Here is a 15,167-nt window from a genome sequence, read left to right as displayed (position 1 = left end):
TTTAAACCTCCAGAGCTTGTTTTAACGTGAATTTTTCCGTATAGAGAGCTTTTCCTACAATCGCACCGCTTATCGACTCACTTCTGCTTCGTAGGCTCGTTAAATCATCAAGTTTACTAACACCACCAGATGCGATGACTTCTTTTCCAGTAGCTTCTCCAAGTTCAGCAATCGCCTCTACGTTAGGTCCTGAAAGCGTACCGTCCTTAGATATATCTGTAAATATGAAAACTTCTGCGCCGTGGTCAGCAAGTTTCTTACCAAGATCCACTGCTTTGATCTCAGATGTTTTTAGCCATCCTTCAACCGCTACATAGCCGTCACGTGCATCGATTCCAATCGCGATCTTCTCTTTATAACGTGAGAGCATCTTCTTTACAAATTCAGGATGTGAGATCGCACTGCTTCCGAGAATAATTCTGTCCACGCCATTTTCAAGATAATGTGCAACGTCTTCCTCCGTACGGATTCCTCCCCCAACTTGAACGTTAACACCAAGCTCTTGAGCCACTTTTAATACATGATGATCGTTTACACGTTTCCCTTCTTTCGCACCGTCCAGGTCCACCATGTGAATCCATTTTGATCCGTCATCTGCGAATTTTTTCGCCATGTCATAGGGTGAGTCTCCATAAACCGTTTCCTGATTATAATCTCCCTGTAGAAGTCGAACACATTTCCCACCACGTATATCGATTGCTGGATAGATCGTAAAGGCCATTCTATACGTCATTCCTTTCCACGTATTCTGCAAAGTTTTTAAGAATCGTTAATCCTGCATGACTGCTTTTCTCAGGATGAAATTGTGTACCGAACACGTTTCCTTTCCCAACTACAGCTGGAACCTCTTCGCTGTAATCAGAAGTTGCGATAAGCACATCACGGTCTTTCGTATCAACATAGTAAGAATGCACAAAGTATACGTGCTCATCAGATACGCCTTGAAGAAGGAAAGAATCAGGCTGTAGTCTCGTCAATTCGTTCCAGCCCATGTGTGGAATTTTATACTCCTGACCAGCTTCATCTTTGTATGGGAACTTTTTCACTTTACCAGGTAAAAATGAAAAGCCGCTCGTCTTTCCATTTTCTTCACTTCCTTCAAAAAGAAGCTGCATGCCAAGGCAAATACCAAGCAATGGTTTCCCTGCTTCCACTTCTTTTTCGATGAATGACTTTAAACCCGTCTCAACTAAGATGGCCATCGCATCTCGAAAAGACCCCACCCCTGGAAGTAGTAATCCGCTAGCCTTCGCTAACTCTTCTTCCTTCTCAGAGACAAAGTAATCAAAACCAAGTCGTTCGAGCGCTTTACTTACACTATATAAATTTCCCATTCCATAGTCGATAATGCCGATCATCACAGCATCCCCTTTGTCGAAGGAACACCTTTCACACGTGGATCTAATAAGGTAGCTTCATCCAACGCACGGCCTAACGCTTTAAAGATCGCCTCGATGATGTGGTGGGTGTTATGTCCGTAATGTACGATGACATGAAGATTCATGCGCGCTTCAAGAGCAAGCTTCCAGAGGAATTCATGCACTAATTCAGTGTCGAATCTACCGACGCGATCTGCAGGTAATTCAACTCGATATTCAAGGTGAGGTCGATTGCTTAAATCGACGACAACTTGCGCAAGAGCATCATCCATCGGTACGAATGCATTTCCATACCTTCTGATTCCTTCTTTTGATCCTAACGCCTGGCGAATCGTCTCACCAAGACAGATTCCAATATCCTCTGTCGTGTGATGATCATCGATCTCCGTATCTCCGTTTGCCGTTAGAGAGAGATCAAACTTCCCGTGTTTCGTGAATAAATCCAGCATATGTGTTAAAAAAGGAACTCCTGTCTCTAACTGTGAATTTCCCTCTCCATCTACAGCAAATGTTAGATTAATAGAGGTTTCAGAAGTTTCTCTTGAAATTGAATAAGTTCTCTCATCAGTCATTACATGTCCTCCAATCGAAGTTCGATCGCTCTTGCGTGAGCATCCAATCCTTCCAACTTAGCAAGTGTTGCAATACTATTTCCGTTTTCCTGTAACGCCTCTTTACTATAAGAAATCACACTTGATTTCTTTATAAAATCGTCTACCGAAAGCGGACTCGAAAAACGGGCCGTTCCATTCGTCGGTAAAACGTGGTTAGGACCTGCAAAATAATCACCAACAGGTTCTGAACTATAAGGTCCTAAAAAGATGGCTCCCGCATGCCGAATCTTCCCTAGCAATGCCATCGGATTCGTTACGAGTACTTCAAGGTGCTCAGGTGCTAGTTCGTTTACAGCCTCTACTCCCTGTTCAATGTTTTCTACAACGTAGATGACCCCATAATCTTCGATAGACTTCGAAGCAATTTCCGCTCGAGGAAGCTGTTCGAGCTGTCTTTTCACTTCTTTTTCAACAGATTCAGCAAGGGACATCGAATCCGTTACGAGTACTGCACTCGCTCGTTCATCGTGCTCAGCTTGAGACAGCAGATCAGCTGCAACGTATGAAGCCTTTGCACTGTCGTCAGCTAGAACAACAATTTCACTCGGTCCTGCAATCATGTCGATATCAACAAGCCCAAACACTTCGCGCTTTGCAAGTGCTACGTATATATTTCCTGGACCAACAATCTTATCAACGGGTTGAACCTTTTCAGTTCCATAAGCAAGTGCTGCGACCGCTTGTGCGCCACCCACTTTGAAGATTTCTGATACACCCACTTCATTCGCTGCTACCAATACACCTGCTGGAACTTTCCCTTCAGCATCTGGAGGAGTAACCATCGCAATGCGCTTCACGCCTGCAGCAGATGCAGGTATCACGTTCATTAATACGGATGACGGATAGGCAGCTTTTCCCCCAGGTACATAAACGCCAACAGAATCTAACGGCGTCACTTTTTGGCCTAACATCGTTCCATCTTCTGAAGTTGTAAACCATGATTGACGTCTTTGCTGTTCGTGAAACGTCCTTATATTCGCAGCCGCTTCTCTGATCACCGATACGACCTCATCTGATACATTTTTGTAAGCTTCATGAATTTCATCGGCAGAAACACGGTAATCGTTGAGGTCTGCTCCATCAAACGTCTTTGTAAACGTTGAAACAGCTTCATCACCGTTTCTTTTCACCTGATCAAGAATCGACAAAACAGCTTGTCGCTGCTCTTCCGTCCCTTCTTCTATTGAACGTTTTATCGAAATGCCCTGATTCATGTTAACGATTCTCATAGTCATCTACTCCTTCAACAACAGCTGCCAAACGTTCTACCATATCATCGATCACACGATCTTTTGTACGATAACTGACTGGGTTCACAATAAAGCGAGAGGTGATCGACTCGATAAATGCCGTTTCCATCAAGCCGTTCTCTTTTAACGTTCGCCCTGTTGAAACAATGTCGACGATGCGATCAGCCAATCCTATTAGAGGCGCAAGCTCAATCGATCCGTTTAGCTTTATGATTTCTACTTGTTCGCCTTGCTGTCTAAAATAATTGGATGCGACATTTGGATATTTTGTAGCGATTTTAGGTGCTACACCTGCAACTGGCTTGTCCGTTATTCCCGCAACAGCAAGGTAACAGTCACTGATTTTAAGGTCCAACACTTCATAAACGTTCCGTTCTTCTTCGAGCATCACGTCTTTACCAGCGATTCCAACGTCAGCTACACCATGTTCTACGTAAGTCGGCACGTCCATTGGTTTTGCAAGGATAAAGCGGAGATTTTCCTCTTCTATTTCTAGAATCAATTTTCTAGAGTCGTCAAATTCCGGAGGCAACTTATATCCTGCTCTACGAAGCAAGCCAACTGCTTCTTCGAAGATCCGTCCTTTTGGCATCGCCATCGTAAGCATTACATCGTCCCCTTTCCGTTCTTACCGATTAAATAAACTACGTCGTCAAACCTTTCGGAGAACGCATCTAGATCTGCTACCCCGCTTAATTCCTGCATGACGACTCTCTCTCCATTAGCTCGTCTATCCGTTACTTGCTCAATGGCTTCTTGCTTTCGTTCAGGGCTAAAAATAATAGCAGATGGAAGCGTTTCTTCTCGATTTGGATTCAATGCTTCCGCAAGATGATCTAGTCTTATTCCAAATCCAGTTGCTTGAGCTGGACGATTGAAACGGCTTAGCAATTCATCATAGCGGCCTCCGTTACTAAGAGGTACACCAAGGTTATTTGCATATCCTTCGAAAACAACGCCTGTATAGTAGCTCATATGGCTAACGAGCGTGAAATCGAATTTAACGCGATGAGCTACACCGTATGCTTCTAGTGTATCTAAAAGGGTCCGTAGGTCACGAAGCACGTTTTCCCCTTTTTCAGTTGGAAGGAGCTCAAATGCATCTCCAAGTTTCGATCCATCTCCTCTTAATGTTAAGAGATCCATCAAACGCTTTTGATCGATGCTTGAGAGCGCCATTTCCCTTACATGCTGACGGTACCCGACATAATTCTTCTCATATAAAAAGCGTCTTAACGTAGCTGCGCGCTCTTCGTTTCCTACGATCGACAAGAATAGTTCCTGAATAAATCCTACGTGACCGATGGCGATTTGGTATTCTTCAAGACCTGCTTTATTCAACACCTCTGCCATCAGAGCGATGACCTCTGCATCAGCACTCGCTGTGCCATCACCGATCAGTTCTACCCCGATCTGTTCAAATTCAGCAGGCTTTCCTCCTTCATCTTCCTGAGCCCGGAAGACATTAGAATCATATGCGAGCCTTAGTGGAAACGGCTCATGTTTTAAACTAGATGCAGCGACCCTTGCGATCGGCGCCGTCATATCTGGTCGTAACACAAGCGTTTTGCCACGTTGATCAAGAAGCTTGAATAATTGCTGATCGAGAATAGCTGAGGCATCTCCAACGGTTTCATAATACTCAAGCGTTGGAGTATTCATAAAACGATATCCCCATGTTTCTGTAACCCCTTGAATCTTTTGCCTAATGTTTGTTTTAAGATCATATAATACCGGCAGCGTATCACGCATACCGAGTGGCTTTTCAAAAACAAATGGTACTGTCATCAATTGCACCCCGCTTATTATACTTTAGTTCGCTAACATACTAACAAGATGAAGTTATCTGTAGTTTACATCTCTGACATACTAACGTCAACATATATGAAAATAATTCCCTATAACGATTTCCTCTAATCCGAACTTTACACCGATGAATCTATTCAACCTCCTTTTTTGAATAAAAGGTATAGGTGCAATTGGATAATATAAAGGAAAGTAGGTGTATTTCGTTTGGTTTAGGCGAAAATCCTGCAATGTGCGGTCTTTTTTGTTACAGTAACGGAGGGCGACACATATCGTAGTAAGAATACCGCAGAAAGTAGGCGAAAACATGATACAACGGAAAACGAAACGAGAAATTCAGCTCATGAAAGAAGCCGGTGAACTTCTTGCGGCCTGTCATAAAGAGCTTCGAGCACTGATCAAGCCAGGTGTGACAACCTTACAACTTGATTCTTTCGTAGAAGACTTTCTGGAGGAGCACGGAGCGACACCGGAACAAAAAGGGTATCAAGATTACCCATTTGCTACATGCGCATCAGTGAATGATGTGATCTGTCACGGCTTCCCGAACACTAAAAAACTTGAAGAAGGTGACATCGTTACGATCGACATGGTCGTTAATCTAAACGGCGCTTTAGCTGACTCAGCTTGGTCGTATGCGGTTGGGGAAATTTCTGAAGAAAAACAAAAGCTGCTTGATACAACGAAAAAGTCTCTCTATGTAGGAATCGAGCAGGCAGTCATCGGAAATCGTATCGGTGACATCGGGCATGCCATTCAACAGTATGCTGAAGGTGAAGGGTTCGGGGTCGTCCGTGACTTTACAGGACATGGAATCGGACCGACACTTCACGAAGAACCGATGATTCCTCATTTCGGTCAGCCTGGAACTGGAATGCGTCTAAAAGAAGGCATGGTCATCACGATTGAACCGATGCTCAATACAGGCGTACCTTACAGTCAGATCGATGAAGATGGATGGACTGCGCGTACCTTAGATGGCTCTCTTTCTGCTCAATACGAGCATACCATTGCGATTACATCAGAAGGACCGGTTATTTTAACAATGCAAGAAGATGAGTAACGAACAAGAGGGACGTACGTCGTACGTCCCTCTTGTTTATGTTCATCCAATCACTTTACATCCATAGTGTTAAAATGCTCTTCAGCCTTTAAGCGTATCACTTCATGAAGAGATTCCTCATATGCAACGATAAAACACGTCGAGGGACCAGCCGACTTTTGCATATCTACTCCCATTCGAACTTTATCTTCTTGTATATCATAGCCTAGTAACTGTCGAAGCTCATATAGAATACCTTTGGAGCCTACAGGTATGACGCCGACTACTTTTTCCTGCTTACAGATCCATTGAAACAATGGAAGCGGTGCGATCTTCTCTTTATGATGCATCACTTCTTCTCCAACAAGTGGTTCTCCGATTACAGCAAATCTTAATCCAGGAACGATTAGAGGTGACGTGTGCGACTGTTTCTTGCCGAGTACAGCGATTCCAACCGCAGACTGCACGAGTGAGATATTTGTTTCAGAGCTACCTGTTATCGTCAGATCAACACCTAGCTCAAACATTCCTTTTTCTACTCCATGAACTAATTCATCCCATTCCTCATCACCGCAGAAGTTATTAACGATAACAGAAATAGGTGTAGCACCTAATGAAAGACACTCCATCACGGCAACTCTAAACGCATAGTATGCGACCGTATCGTAAGGAACTTGAACAACATCTTGGTCCTTACTTCCGATTCCGCCGCTATTATCGTTTGTGATGACGAGAAACTGGTCTTCAAACGGAATGACAATGCCATCTCTCATGGGTGTACTACCCCTTTTTTCTCAAAGATCGCCCCCAGCCTCGGTATAAGAACGATTGCTAAAACGAGGTTAAATAGAGAACCAATAAGGAGAGCAGGAATAAGTGCAACGTAAAAACCGCTACCTAGTATAAAGAGGAAAGGCAATGGGGCAACGACCGCATTGCCAAGTATAAAAAGTACCATTGCCCACGTCTTGTTCGTTGAACGATACAACTTACCAAATAAATAAACGAGAGCTGCCATTTCAAAAGCGATCAAGAGGTGAAGAGGTCCAAGCGGCAATCCAACGATTAAAGCCGATAAAAGATGACCGAAGCTTGCGATGATCGCGCCACTTCGGCTTCCGATCAACACGGATGCAATCAAAGCTGGAAACACATCGAACGCAACACTACCAACGATCGCTGGTACCTTGATCAATGCGCCAACTACAGACAGGGCAATGAAACTAGCAAGGATGCTCGCCTGCTTTCCGTTCATTCACCCTTACGCTTTCCGCCGCGGAACACCTTCGCACTCCTTGCGTACTCTACATCCTTCACACCTAGACGGTAATTGATGACTCGTGCTAGTGCGAAAAAGTAATCTGATAAACGGTTCAAATACTTCATCGGCACCGGGGAGAGCTCCGCTTCTTTCATTAACGTAACAACGTGACGCTCAGCTCTACGTGTGATTGTACGCGCGATGTGAATCGTCGATGACGGTTTACTACCACCAGGCAAGATGAATCTCTCTAGCGCCGGTGCTTCGTCGATAAACTCGTCGATTCGTCCTTCGAGGTATGTAATGGAAGACGTTTCTAGTTTAAACTCACGCTTTTTGGAAACGTTAGCCAAGTCACCACCACAGTCAAAGAGTTCATGCTGAATTTTCTCAAGGTCCTCTAATAGATCGATGAAATTATTCGGCATCAGCTCATTCAGTTCAACAATCGCTTGACCTACAAAGCCGTTGATTTCATCTACTGTTCCGTAAGCTTCCACTCTCACATCATCCTTGTCGACTCTTCCTCCAATGATACTTGTCTTTCCTTCATCCCCAGTTCTTGTATAAATCTTCATCGTGATTCCTCCTTATTTTAACTGCTGATTCAGTCCATACCAGATTACATCTACACGTTCTGCTAGACTTACGAGGTCCTGATAAGCCCATCCGACGACATCCCGCCACATCCGCTTCTCTTTTTCGAGAGGTACGATCCCTTTCATGATATCCGTTCCGATAACAATGATTGTTCGCTCATCTCTTCCGCTTTCCCAAGCGCTCCAAGCTTCCATGTATGAGCGCACGGCTCTTCTGGTTTCATTCAAACTTTTTTGATCCGAAACAAACGTCTTGATCCATTCTTCCAATCCTTCAAGAACGACTACATCTTTTTTGAACGATTTCTCGTCCCAGGAAGTCCCATCATATGCAGAGTACCACTCTAAAGGTACACCATAATAGTCTCTCACCCACTTGGATTTTCCGTTGAATGCACCACCTGTAACGACGTGCATCGCTCTCCCCTCCTCAGATCATTTATTTTCCATACGAGCTTTACGCCTGTCCCATGTGGGATCGTCCAATCCCAGAATGAACGCTGTGCAGGTGCATACTTCGATAGTAAATAACGGATTACCCCACCATGCGTAACGAGTGCAGCTCTCCTATTCGTGCTCATCCGATTTACGACTGAATCGAACCCTTCATCGATTCGATCGGTAAACATTTTGAAGCTTTCTCCTCCAGGTGGTGCAACAGAAGGATCTTCCAACCAGGTCCGATACCGTTCATCTGCTTCAAGCTCCGCGTACGTTTTTCCCTCCCAACTCCCAAAATGCAGTTCTCGAAAGTTCATCATCTCGATCGCATCTTTCATTGGAAAAAGACGTTTTACCGATTGCGTACACCGGTCCAAATCGCTAGTGAAAACGAGGTCAACGTTCTCATCGCCTATCTGTGTAAACGTTGCTTTTTCACTCAGCTGAGCATTCGTCCAACCGATATAAGCACCTCGTCGATTTTCTTCTGTTACCCCGTGACGAAGTAGTACGATAACCACACTGTCATCCAAAGGAGCACCTCCGTTCCTTCAACACTCGCGCCGAGTACGTCTCCAGTGATCCCACCAAACCAGCGTACTATTTTTCTTTTCATAAACCACGCCAAAACGACCGTTACACCGATCATCGTCAAGATGAGGAAGACCGCTTCTTCTACGATTAGAAAAACTACCATCACATAAATACCGGTGAATAAGAGGTAAATCCACCTAGAAGATGGTTGAACTGCTTTTTGAAAAAAGGTAGCGAGGCCCTCTTCTTTTGAAGGTTGTATGGTTATGAGAAAGATCCCCATCACACTTTTACTTAGAAAAGGTATCGTTGCGATGAGTAAGTATGTTACTAGGTTTATTTCCTGAATCGTTTCATAGATAAAGAGAAATTTAGACCCGAGTAATACGATAACGGATAATACCCCAAAAGCACCCGTACGTGGATCACTCATGATCTGAAGTCGCTTTTCGAGTTGTTGATACGAGAAGAACGCATCGCTTGCATCCATCCAGCCGTCGAGATGGATACCACCTGATAAGACGATCATGAACAACCAAAGCATAAAGCTGATCGCGAGGTTTGAGAATGGCGTCCAAACGACCAGCGCATATAAAAACCCTGACGTGAGAGCACCTTGCATCAACCCGATTAGCGGGAAGGTTTGAACCGCACGTTTCACCTGAACATTCCCCATCGATAGCTCTCGGTGTACGGGTATGGTTGTGAAAAATTGAAGGTTAATCAGAATGCCTTGTAACCAACTCATTGAGGACCGCCCTCAAACATTATCTCTTTAATAAGGTCCCAGTTGAGATGAGGCTTCCATTCATTGGCGAGATCGTCATACGTTTCGTCCTTCCGTCGAGATCGATTCGCTTCCAAAGCAAGCCCCTTTTTCTGACGAAGACGATTGAGCCACTCTGTTCTCCATTGGTCATTATGAAAAAGATGGTGCATATATGTTCCGATAACCCTTCCATCTTGCCCGTAATACCCTTCAGACCGCCCGTCTTCTAACTGTAAAAAAGGGTGTTCATACGAGTTAGTGAAGGTCGTATTCCCAAGATGAATCTCATACCCTGAGATCAACGTATCAAGTTTAGTAGAAGGGTGAAGCTTGCCGTCCATTCGAACCGTAGTTTTTTCTCGATTAAATGAGGTAATAGCAGAAATGATTCCAAGCCCAGTTGCAGAAAGTCCTGGCTCCCCCGTGTCTGAACCATATTCATCGATTAGTGAATCGGTCAACATCTGAAACCCACCGCAAATGCCGATGATACTCCCTCCACGAGACATGACGTTACGAATCTCATGATCAAATCCTCTGTCTTTCAGCCAGTTCAAATCATGGATTGTGCTTTTCGTCCCTGGAAGAATCACAGCATCTGCCTCACCGATCTCAGCTGGATGCTGAACCCATCGAACTGTCACATCTTCATCCTGAAAAGGTTCAACGTCCGTGTAGTTTGAAAGGTATGGGAGCTGAATCACGGCAAGATCGATCGATCCTTTTTTGCTTATGAAACGATCGTTTAACGATAGTGAATCTTCTCCTTCTACTCGGTGTTCAACATAGGGAAGAACGCCAACGACGGGAATTTGAGTGTGCTCTTCAATCCATCTGATACCATCTTCGAAAAGCTCAGGGTCACCGCGGAACTTATTGATGAGTATCCCTTTTACACGCTTTTTTTCAGAAGGCTCAAGGAGTGCGAGTGTACCGACCACGCTTGCAAAGACGCCTCCTCGATCAATATCTGCGACAAGCAGCACAGGGACGTCGGCCATTTCTGCAACTTTCATATTTACAAGTTCACGGTCTTTTAAATTCACCTCGACTGGACTACCAGCACCTTCCATTACAATGACATCGTAATTCTCCTCCAGGTGCCGAAGTGCAAGATCAATACTCTCGAGACCCATCTCATAGAACGCGTCTCTGTAATCTTTTCCAGAAAATGTGCTGAACGACGTGCCGAATCGAATCACTTCTGCATGTTGATCTGATCTTGGTTTCAGCAAAATTGGGTTCATCCACACACTCGCTTCTGTTCTTGCAGCTTCAGCCTGGATCCCCTGTGCCCGTCCAATTTCCTTCCCATCGATCGTTACATAAGAATTGTTTGACATATTTTGAGATTTAAAAGGGGTAACGGAGAAGCCTTCATTCGCTAGAAGATGGCACATAGCTGTTACGATCAGACTCTTTCCAACGTCAGACGCCGTACCCTGAATCATAATGCCGTTCACTCGATCACCTCCCCTTTCATCAAAATTGGAATGCTTGCTTCTACGAGATATGCTTCTCGAGCTTGCCCGACAACCCACTGATGAAGACTGCCGAGAAGCTTTCCATACGTTTTCACGAGGGGAGTGTCGAAAGGTTCAAAGCTGACTTCATTACTTACGATAATAAGGACGTCACAGTTTTCAGCTACCATGGATAGGTCACATTTGATACGGTCGATCAGCGCTTCGTACGATTCGATCTGCTTAAAAAGTTCGTTTGATAGTAACGTGGTTAAACAATCAAGAAGCACGATTCCTCCTTGGCCTATACGCTTAGCGGCACTACCAACGTTCACTGGGCATTCGACCGTTGTCCAAGACGCAGCTTTGCTTCGATCATACCGATGTTGGGCAATTCGCTCTTTCATCTCGTCGTCTACCGGCTCTCCACATGCAATGTAATAAAGGGAGTTAGTTTCTCTTTTAACATAAGAGGTTGCTAGCTTTTCAGCAAAGCTGCTTTTTCCACTTCGAACGCCACCACTAATGAAGATTATGTCCGCCATCGCTTAAGCACCTCCATCAACCGCTGGTTCTCGTTCGGTGTACGGATTGCGAACCTGAGCCATCTCCCATCAAGACCTGCAAAGTTATACGTATGCCTTGGAACGATTTCGTTATGTAATAAATAATGAAGCAGCTCGGATTGGTCGTTCTTCTCAGGATCTCGTAATAAATAAAAATTCACGCTCGATCTGGAGTATTGAAAGGAATGGTCATCAAAAAAGCGCTGAAGGTTTTCTCTCTCTTGCTGAATGAGGTGACGCGTCTTCTTAACGTGATCATATTGATTCAGACAGATTTCACCCGCTAGGAGCGCAAGTGCATTCACACTCCAATGAGGCTGGCTTTTTTTAACTGCATTGATCACACCCTCATTTGCGACCATATATCCGATCCGTAGTCCAGGTATCGCATACATTTTCGTTAGCGAACGAAGAACGATTAGTTTTTGATAGGTATGGGTGTATGGAATGATCGAACGTTCATCTGAGAGAAAATCCATAAACGCTTCATCCATGACCAAATAGCAATTATGCCTTTCAGTTTCATCTAGAAGCATCTTGATATCCGTTTCAGAATAAGCCAAGCCTGTAGGGTTATTCGGTGAACAGAGAAAGAGAGCGTCAACTTGTTTCATTTTATTAATAAGTGAAGCAGTATCTAATTCCCAATCGCCTTCCTCTAAGGAGTGGTTAAGAACTTCACACCCGTTACTTCTGCAAGCATTCTCGTATTCTGAGAAAGTAGGCTGAACGATGCACACGCGTTTACCTGCTAGAAAACGGCCAACGAGTGAAATCAGTTCAGCTCCCCCGTTTCCGATAAGGACGTTTGCTTCGTCTACGTTCCATTCGTTCGCTAACTTTTTCGTTAACGACAAAGCTTTTGGATCAGGATACGTGGTGATCGCTTCGAATGAATCATTCCACCGTTCTTTCAGTTCTAGAGGTGGCCCAATAGGATTAAGATTTGCACTAAAATCACTATAGCGGTCTGGTTTTGTTAGATTAAGAGATTTGTATAAATAATGAGGATTAGAACCATGGGAAGGTAGCGTCAAAAATGAGTCCTCCAATCCATAAAATGATGAGAAACAACAGTGATGTGCGATGCATAATGGAAATCGATTGAGGAATATGTAATGAATCGAGCGGAACGATCGGGTCACCCATCCTAGCACGATTCGAAACCTGACCACGATATGAATTACTTCCACCCAATTGAACGCCAAGAAGAGCTGCAGTTGCAGCTTCTCCCCAACCACTGTTTGGACTAGGGTGCTTTTTAGCATCCCTGAAAAGAATGGTCCACGTACCCTTCATCGTCTGCTGCTTCGGCTTTGTTGATAAAAGCATGCAAAAGGCAGTCATTCTACTAGGAAGCCAATTCACTACGTCATCCAATTTTGCTGATGCCCATCCAAAGTCATAATACTTATCATCTTGGTAACCCACCATCGAATCACACGTATTGATCACGCGATAAGCCACAGCACCTGCAGCACCTCCGAAAAGCGCCCAGAAAAGAGGTGCTGTGACGCCATCACTCGTGTTTTCTGCGACAGTTTCAACTGCTCCCCTTGCAATCTCGCTTTCTCCCAGTTGGTCAGTGTCCCGCCCAACAATGTAAGATAGCATTCTCCTCGCTTCCATCTTCTCACCTTTTTGAAGAGGTTCGAATACTTCAAGCGCTGCTGTCCGAAGACTTTTTTGTGATATCGTTGTTGCGATGAGAAGCGCTTCAAGAGCTATTCCTAATAAGGGAGAAAGGGAATAAGCAAGAAGCACGCAAGCCACCGTTATGCCAACCACAACCATCAGTATCGTGAGTATCATCACAACCCCTTTTAGCTTCCGATACGATCCATTGTTCAAACGATGATCAAGAATTGCAATGGTTGAACCAATCCACCGAACAGGATGTGGCAACCTTGGCGGGTCACCTAATATGAGATCTAAACAAAAGGCAATGCTGAGCGCAATCAAGTGGTTTAGGATCATTCCGACACCCTTTTACGATACTTATTGAGTGCTTCTGATGTACACATGTAAATTCCCTGACTGATGAGTTTTCCTAAAACCGTAATTGTACCTGCATACGGAAGGTGTTTCCCTCGCTGTGTCGCCGCGATCAGAATGCTATCTGTCGAGGTACCTGTCGCGAACGATCCGGTTATAGCGTCCTTCACATGATGATCATGCATGACTTTTACTTTTGCCTCGGTTGCTGTCATGATACTTTGTATAAACGCTTCATCAGTAAGCGCCCCATTTACAAACACCCACGTATTGATCGTGCCAGGCATTGGTTCATACACGTGCTCAACACTTCGCGATGCATCTACAGCATTACCCACTCCAGCTGTAACGACAACAAATACAGAAACACCGTCATCCTCAATGAGTCGATAAGACACATCTTCAAGACAAACAGCTGTCATCATCCCAACGGTTTCGACAGGATCGATCTGATGGTTTTTAAGGTACGCTTCCATTTCTTCACGATGGTTCGAGCAATTGTAGCTCTTCTCAACGTGGCGATTAACAAACGTGTTGTACCAGCCTGTTCCAGAGCCAACGACACCTGAAGACATCGTCCGAAGTGGGAACGGAGCCTTGAGCTGAATCATTTCTTCATTAGACATTAAAAAACGTTCATCGATGACAAGTTCATCGAGGTCTTCGCCCTGTTTCTCTGGTAATAGTAGCATTTGAGGTTTTGGTACAGTGGGGTGCGGGTGCTTTTCAATATTCGTTCGATATACAGACTGAATACGCGCTTCATCCAGTACCTCGTTCGGCTTGTGGTGCATATTCACCTTGCCATCTTCAAGTAGTAAAAGACGGTCACAATACAACCCAGCAAGGTTCAAGTCGTGAAAAATTGAAATGACCGTAAGCCCTTGTTCCCTCGTCCACTTTTTTAACAAATCGAGAAGCTCTTTCTGATAAGAAAGGTCAAGATGATTCGTCGGCTCATCAAGCAACAGGATTTCCGGCTCCTGTGCGAGTGCTTGAGCTAGGAAGACGCGCTGACGTTCACCACCTGATAGTTCATTCACGTAGTTGTCTTGAAAGGCTTTGATTCCAGTCTGCTCCATTGTCTTCTGGACAACGGCCTCATCATGTTCGCTCCACATCTGAAACCATCCAGTCTGGTGGGCATACCGGCCGAGTGAGACGGTTTCTTTCACCGTATATGGGAAAGCATGTTCAGCATGCTGTGGAAGCACAGCGAGAACTTTTGCTAGTTGCTTTGCGGAGTACTTTGAGATCGCCTTATCTTTTAAAAGCACCTCTCCTTTATCTGCTTTTAAAATACCGCTGATCACTTTGAATATCGTTGTTTTCCCGCTACCGTTCGGACCTACAATTCCAAGCAGTTCTCCTCTTTTTACATCGAATGAGAGATCCTGAAGCACTTCATGACCTGGATATCCTCCTGTTACGTGATTCACCGTTAACAT

18 protein-coding genes are annotated in these 15,167 nt (G+C 44.6%); 1 reads left to right on the top strand and 17 read right to left on the bottom strand.

Going from position 1 to position 15,167, the window contains the following annotated elements; all coding sequences use genetic code 11:
• Position 1: 1 nt before the first annotated feature.
• The 6 genes from hisA to ACXADT_RS06790 are packed head-to-tail and all read right to left on the bottom strand — an operon-like array spanning position 2 to position 5,031.
• The gene (hisA, locus tag ACXADT_RS06815) at positions 2-721 is read right to left on the bottom strand and encodes a 1-(5-phosphoribosyl)-5-[(5-phosphoribosylamino)methylideneamino]imidazole-4-carboxamide isomerase (RefSeq protein ID WP_474834664.1); all 720 of its coding nucleotides are present in this window, start codon (positions 719-721) and stop codon (positions 2-4) included.
• 1 nt (position 722) lies between these two features.
• Complete coding sequence (gene hisH / locus ACXADT_RS06810) at positions 723-1,358, bottom strand: imidazole glycerol phosphate synthase subunit HisH (protein ID WP_474833884.1); 636 nt, start codon at positions 1,356-1,358, stop codon at positions 723-725.
• The gene (gene hisB / locus ACXADT_RS06805) at positions 1,358-1,951 is read right to left on the bottom strand and encodes an imidazoleglycerol-phosphate dehydratase HisB (protein ID WP_474833882.1); all 594 of its coding nucleotides are present in this window, start codon (positions 1,949-1,951) and stop codon (positions 1,358-1,360) included. The genes hisH and hisB overlap by 1 nt, the downstream gene beginning before the upstream one ends.
• Positions 1,951-3,222, bottom strand: a complete 1,272-nt coding sequence (gene hisD / locus ACXADT_RS06800) for a histidinol dehydrogenase (RefSeq protein ID WP_474833880.1) — start codon at positions 3,220-3,222, stop codon at positions 1,951-1,953. The genes hisB and hisD overlap by 1 nt, the downstream gene beginning before the upstream one ends.
• Positions 3,209-3,850: an ATP phosphoribosyltransferase gene (gene hisG, locus ACXADT_RS06795; RefSeq protein ID WP_270180069.1), complete on the bottom strand. Its 642-nt coding sequence runs from the start codon at positions 3,848-3,850 to the stop codon at positions 3,209-3,211. Before hisG ends, hisD begins: the two co-directional genes overlap by 14 nt.
• Positions 3,850-5,031, bottom strand: coding sequence for an ATP phosphoribosyltransferase regulatory subunit (locus tag ACXADT_RS06790; protein ID WP_474810541.1), 1,182 nt, complete (start codon positions 5,029-5,031; stop codon positions 3,850-3,852). Before ACXADT_RS06790 ends, hisG begins: the two co-directional genes overlap by 1 nt.
• A 325-nt stretch (positions 5,032-5,356) precedes the next feature.
• On the opposite strand from ACXADT_RS06790, the gene map reads away from it, so the two are divergent.
• A complete protein-coding gene (map, locus tag ACXADT_RS06785) occupies positions 5,357-6,112 on the top strand; it encodes a type I methionyl aminopeptidase (protein WP_270180071.1) in 756 nt (251 codons plus the stop codon).
• A gap of 50 nt (positions 6,113-6,162) precedes the next feature.
• Here the strand turns inward: map and ACXADT_RS06780 are convergent, their stop codons facing one another.
• Genes ACXADT_RS06780 through ACXADT_RS06730 form a run of 11 tightly spaced genes read right to left on the bottom strand, consistent with a single transcriptional unit; the run spans position 6,163 to position 15,167 of the window.
• Positions 6,163-6,864 carry an ATP-binding protein gene (locus ACXADT_RS06780; protein ID WP_474833878.1) on the bottom strand — a complete coding sequence of 234 codons (702 nt, stop codon included), beginning with the start codon at positions 6,862-6,864 and terminating at the stop codon, positions 6,163-6,165.
• Complete coding sequence (locus ACXADT_RS06775) at positions 6,861-7,346, bottom strand: ECF transporter S component (RefSeq protein WP_474833876.1); 486 nt, start codon at positions 7,344-7,346, stop codon at positions 6,861-6,863. The genes ACXADT_RS06780 and ACXADT_RS06775 overlap by 4 nt, the downstream gene beginning before the upstream one ends.
• The gene (locus ACXADT_RS06770; RefSeq protein WP_474810535.1) at positions 7,343-7,930 is read right to left on the bottom strand and encodes a cob(I)yrinic acid a,c-diamide adenosyltransferase; all 588 of its coding nucleotides are present in this window, start codon (positions 7,928-7,930) and stop codon (positions 7,343-7,345) included. The genes ACXADT_RS06775 and ACXADT_RS06770 overlap by 4 nt, the downstream gene beginning before the upstream one ends.
• Before the next feature lie 12 nt (positions 7,931-7,942).
• Positions 7,943-8,368 carry a bifunctional adenosylcobinamide kinase/adenosylcobinamide-phosphate guanylyltransferase gene (locus ACXADT_RS06765; protein WP_474833873.1) on the bottom strand — a complete coding sequence of 142 codons (426 nt, stop codon included), beginning with the start codon at positions 8,366-8,368 and terminating at the stop codon, positions 7,943-7,945.
• Positions 8,320-8,925: a histidine phosphatase family protein gene (locus ACXADT_RS06760; protein WP_474833871.1), complete on the bottom strand. Its 606-nt coding sequence runs from the start codon at positions 8,923-8,925 to the stop codon at positions 8,320-8,322. The genes ACXADT_RS06765 and ACXADT_RS06760 overlap by 49 nt, the downstream gene beginning before the upstream one ends.
• Complete coding sequence (cobS, locus tag ACXADT_RS06755; protein WP_474810531.1) at positions 8,883-9,674, bottom strand: adenosylcobinamide-GDP ribazoletransferase; 792 nt, start codon at positions 9,672-9,674, stop codon at positions 8,883-8,885. The genes ACXADT_RS06760 and cobS overlap by 43 nt, the downstream gene beginning before the upstream one ends.
• The gene (locus ACXADT_RS06750) at positions 9,671-11,158 is read right to left on the bottom strand and encodes a cobyric acid synthase (protein ID WP_474833870.1); all 1,488 of its coding nucleotides are present in this window, start codon (positions 11,156-11,158) and stop codon (positions 9,671-9,673) included. Before ACXADT_RS06750 ends, cobS begins: the two co-directional genes overlap by 4 nt.
• The gene (locus tag ACXADT_RS06745; protein WP_474833868.1) at positions 11,155-11,703 is read right to left on the bottom strand and encodes a bifunctional adenosylcobinamide kinase/adenosylcobinamide-phosphate guanylyltransferase; all 549 of its coding nucleotides are present in this window, start codon (positions 11,701-11,703) and stop codon (positions 11,155-11,157) included. The genes ACXADT_RS06750 and ACXADT_RS06745 overlap by 4 nt, the downstream gene beginning before the upstream one ends.
• Entirely contained in the window at positions 11,691-12,761 is a 1,071-nt protein-coding gene (gene cobD, locus ACXADT_RS06740; RefSeq protein ID WP_474833866.1) for a threonine-phosphate decarboxylase CobD, read from the bottom strand. Before cobD ends, ACXADT_RS06745 begins: the two co-directional genes overlap by 13 nt.
• Entirely contained in the window at positions 12,736-13,701 is a 966-nt protein-coding gene (cbiB, locus tag ACXADT_RS06735) for an adenosylcobinamide-phosphate synthase CbiB (RefSeq protein ID WP_474833863.1), read from the bottom strand. Before cbiB ends, cobD begins: the two co-directional genes overlap by 26 nt.
• Positions 13,698-15,167, bottom strand: coding sequence for an adenosylcobinamide amidohydrolase (locus ACXADT_RS06730; RefSeq protein WP_474833861.1), 1,470 nt, complete (start codon positions 15,165-15,167; stop codon positions 13,698-13,700). The genes cbiB and ACXADT_RS06730 overlap by 4 nt, the downstream gene beginning before the upstream one ends.

The sequence above is a fragment of the Anaerobacillus sp. ABR4_321 genome (genome assembly GCF_056158505.1).
This window is presented reverse-complemented; position numbering and strand designations above follow the sequence as displayed.

Excerpts from the sequence above, each read along its gene's own strand:
- hisA (WP_474834664.1), bottom strand. The coding sequence starts at position 721 with ATGGCCTTTACGATCTATCCAGCAATCGATATACGTGGTGGGAAATGT.
- hisH (WP_474833884.1), bottom strand. The coding sequence starts at position 1,358 with ATGATCGGCATTATCGACTATGGAATGGGAAATTTATATAGTGTAAGT.
- hisB (WP_474833882.1), bottom strand. The coding sequence starts at position 1,951 with ATGACTGATGAGAGAACTTATTCAATTTCAAGAGAAACTTCTGAAACC.
- hisD (WP_474833880.1), bottom strand. The coding sequence starts at position 3,222 with ATGAGAATCGTTAACATGAATCAGGGCATTTCGATAAAACGTTCAATA.
- hisG (WP_270180069.1), bottom strand. The coding sequence starts at position 3,850 with ATGCTTACGATGGCGATGCCAAAAGGACGGATCTTCGAAGAAGCAGTT.
- ACXADT_RS06790 (WP_474810541.1), bottom strand. The coding sequence starts at position 5,031 with ATGACAGTACCATTTGTTTTTGAAAAGCCACTCGGTATGCGTGATACG.
- map (WP_270180071.1), top strand. The coding sequence starts at position 5,357 with ATGATACAACGGAAAACGAAACGAGAAATTCAGCTCATGAAAGAAGCC.
- ACXADT_RS06780 (WP_474833878.1), bottom strand. The coding sequence starts at position 6,864 with ATGAGAGATGGCATTGTCATTCCGTTTGAAGACCAGTTTCTCGTCATC.
- ACXADT_RS06775 (WP_474833876.1), bottom strand. The coding sequence starts at position 7,346 with ATGAACGGAAAGCAGGCGAGCATCCTTGCTAGTTTCATTGCCCTGTCT.
- ACXADT_RS06770 (WP_474810535.1), bottom strand. The coding sequence starts at position 7,930 with ATGAAGATTTATACAAGAACTGGGGATGAAGGAAAGACAAGTATCATT.
- ACXADT_RS06765 (WP_474833873.1), bottom strand. The coding sequence starts at position 8,368 with ATGCACGTCGTTACAGGTGGTGCATTCAACGGAAAATCCAAGTGGGTG.
- cobS (WP_474810531.1), bottom strand. The coding sequence starts at position 9,674 with ATGAGTTGGTTACAAGGCATTCTGATTAACCTTCAATTTTTCACAACC.
- ACXADT_RS06745 (WP_474833868.1), bottom strand. The coding sequence starts at position 11,703 with ATGGCGGACATAATCTTCATTAGTGGTGGCGTTCGAAGTGGAAAAAGC.
- cbiB (WP_474833863.1), bottom strand. The coding sequence starts at position 13,701 with ATGATCCTAAACCACTTGATTGCGCTCAGCATTGCCTTTTGTTTAGAT.
- ACXADT_RS06730 (WP_474833861.1), bottom strand. The coding sequence starts at position 15,167 with ATGTTAACGGTGAATCACGTAACAGGAGGATATCCAGGTCATGAAGTG.